Source organism: Streptomyces cellostaticus (assembly GCF_001513965.1).
GTDB lineage: Bacteria > Actinomycetota > Actinomycetes > Streptomycetales > Streptomycetaceae > Streptomyces > Streptomyces cellostaticus.
The window spans coordinates 4,886-7,881 of record NZ_KQ948091.1; the positions used below are offsets into that span (position 1 = coordinate 4,886).

Consider the following 2,996-nt stretch of genomic DNA (forward strand, 5'->3'; position numbering starts at 1 on the left):
AGAAGTCGACGAAGGTCCCCGGATTGGCCATGACCGTGACGCCGCCGGCCAGCGCCAGCGAGCACTCCCCGGACCGGATCGCCTGGCCGGCCAGGTGCAGTGCCACGAGCGACGACGAACACGCCGTGTCCACCGTCACCGCCGGGCCTTCAAGGCCCAGGGCATACGACACCCGGCCGGACAGCACGCTGGTCGCGTTCCCGGTCATCAGGTGCCCCTCCAGGCCCGATGCCGCTTCGCCCGTCAGCGCCACGCCGTATCCATAGCCCGACGCGAAACCACCCGCGAAGACGCCCGTCGCGGACCCCCGCAGTTCCCCGGGATCGATTCCTGCCCGCTCCAGCGCCTCCCACGACACCTCCAGCAGCAGGCGCTGCTGCGGGTCCATGGCAAGAGCCTCACGCGGGCTGATCCCGAAGAAACCGGCATCAAAGTCCGCTGCACCCTGCAAGAACGCGCCCGCCTGGGTGTAGGAAGTTCCCGCATGCTCCGGGTCAGGGTCGAACAGGCCGTCCAGGTCCCAGCCACGGTCGGTCGGGAACCCGCCCACCGCATCCCCGCCCGCAGCCAGCAACTCCCAGAACTCCTCGGGGCTGCCCGCACCACCAGGGAACCGGCAGCTCATCCCGACGATCGCCAACGGCTCATCCGTAGCCGCCACAGCAACCACCGACCCGCCGACACCCGCCGACTCCCCGGTCAGCTCACCCCGCAGATAGTCAGCCAGAACCACCGGAGTCGGATAGTCGAACACCAACGTGGCCGACAACCGCAACCCCGTCACCGCGTTCAACCGGTTCCGCAGCTCTACCGCCGTCAGCGAGTCGAAGCCCAGATCCTTGAACGCCCGCTTGTCCGGGACCGCGTCCGCCGAGGTGTGCCCCAGCACCGCAGCCGCCTCAGCCCGCACCACATCGGCCAGCACCCGTTCCTGCTCGGCCCGGCCCAACCCCGCCAACCGCTGCGCCAGTTCACCCTGACCGCGCACGACGCCCTCGGCACCAGCACCCGCAGCAGGCAGCTGGCGGATCTCGGGCAGGTCCCGGACCAGCGGCATCTCCCGCAAGTCCGCCGCGCCCGGCGCCGAGGCCAGTTGGCCCCAGTCGACATCCATCACCGTCAGTACGGCGTCGGGACCCTCGATCGCATCGCCCAGTGCCCGCACCGCCAGCTGCGGATCCATCGCCGGCATCGCGCCCCGCCGCACCCGGGCCCGAACCGCCTCGCTGGCTTCGGCGAGACCACCGCCGCCCCAGGTGCCCCACGCCACCGAAAGCCCGGGCAGTCCCCGGTTCCGCCGGTGTTCCGCCAGGGCGTCCAGGAACGCGTTCGCCGCAGCGTAGTTGCCCTGCCCGGCCGCGCCCAGCGTGGAGGCGACCGAGGAGAAGAGCACGAACGCGTCCAGGTCGAGGTCCGCGGTCAGCTCGTCCAGCAAGGCCGCACTCGCGGCCTTGGGCGCCGACACCGTCGCCAGCCGCTCCGCCGACAGCTTGTCGACCACGCCGTCGTCCAACACGCCGGCGGTGTGCATCACCGCGGACAGCGCAGGACCGTCCGTCCCGGTCCAGGCCAGCAGCCCGGACAGGTCCGCCCGCTCACCCACATCGCAGGCCACGACGTCCACGCGCGCACCGGCCGTCGCCAGCTCGGCCGCCAGCGCCGCCGCACCCGCCGCACCGGGTCCGGACCGGCTGGTCAGCACGAGCCGCTGAGCACCACGGCCGGCCAGCCAGCGGGCCACATGCCCGCCGATCGCACCGGTTCCACCGGTGATCAGGACACTCCCGCGCGGCGCCCAGGGCTCGGCGGAGCCACGGGGCTGCGGGGCCCGGCCCAGCCGACGGCCCAGAATCCCAGCCTGGCGGATCGCGACCTCGTCCTCGCCGCATCCGGCCAGCACCGCCGTCAGCCGCGCCCCGGCACGTTCATCGAGTACGGCGGGCAGGTCGATCAACCCGCCCCAGCGGTCGGGGTGTTCCTGGGCCACCACTCGGCCAAGTCCCCACACCTGCGCCTGCACCGGGCCGGCCAGCGCCTCGCTCGGCACGGTGGCCACCGCTCCGCATGTGGCCACCCACAGCGGTGCGACCACGCCGGTGTCGCCCAGTGCCTGCACCAGAGCCAGCGTTGCGGCGAGGCCCTGGGCCACCACCGGGTGGGCGGGCACGGGCGTCTCGTCCACGGCCAGCAGCGACAGCACACCGGCCACCGCGCCCGTGTCCTGCACCGTCCGGCCGAGGATCGCCGCTATCTCGGCCCGGTCCACGACCTCGGCGGGCACCTCGGCGACCAGTACTTCCGCCCCTCGGGCGGCCAGCGCCTGCACGCATCCCCGCGTCAGGCCGTCGTCGGCCGATCCGGCCGGGGCCACGACCAGCCAGGGGCCCGTCAGCACGGCGGGGTCGGGGTCGGCGACCGCGGCCCAATTCACCCGGTAGCGCCAGCCTGCGGTCACCGACCGGTCCCGCTCCCTGCGCCGCCACGACGCCAGCGCCGGCAGCAGCTCACCCAGATACTGCTGGTCCTCGATCGCCAGCGTGTCGGCGATCTGCGCGAGGTCTCCGCCCTCGACCGCGGCCCAGAACTGGGCCTCGGCCACCGTGCTCGCACCATCGCCACCCGCCGTTCCCGGGGTGGGCAGCGCCAGGATTCCCTTGGGCCAGTACCGCTCATGACGGAAGGCATACGTGGGCAGTTCGACCCGGTTCGCAGCAGGCAACAGCGCGGCCCAGTCCACCGCCACACCATGGACGAACGCGCGCGCCAGACCCGTCACCAGGCCCGTCACACCCTGCTCATCACGCTCCTTGCGTCGCTGAAGCGGAATGAACACGCCCTCATCGCTGCCGATACCGGCGACGGCGTCCGGACCCAGCGCCGACAAGGACCCATCCGGACCGACCTCGATGAACACCGACACACCCTCGGCCGCCAACGCGCCCACCGCGTCCGCGAACCGCACCGCCTGCCGCGTCTGCCCCGGCCAGTACTCTCCG

The 2,996-nt window shown here is 72.8% G+C and carries 1 protein-coding gene; it reads right to left on the reverse strand.

Features of this window, described 5'->3' with window-relative positions; translation table 11 throughout:
• Window positions 1-2,996: SDR family NAD(P)-dependent oxidoreductase (locus AQI88_RS42105; protein WP_159050594.1), on the reverse strand; the 2,996-nt coding region annotated here is incomplete at both ends.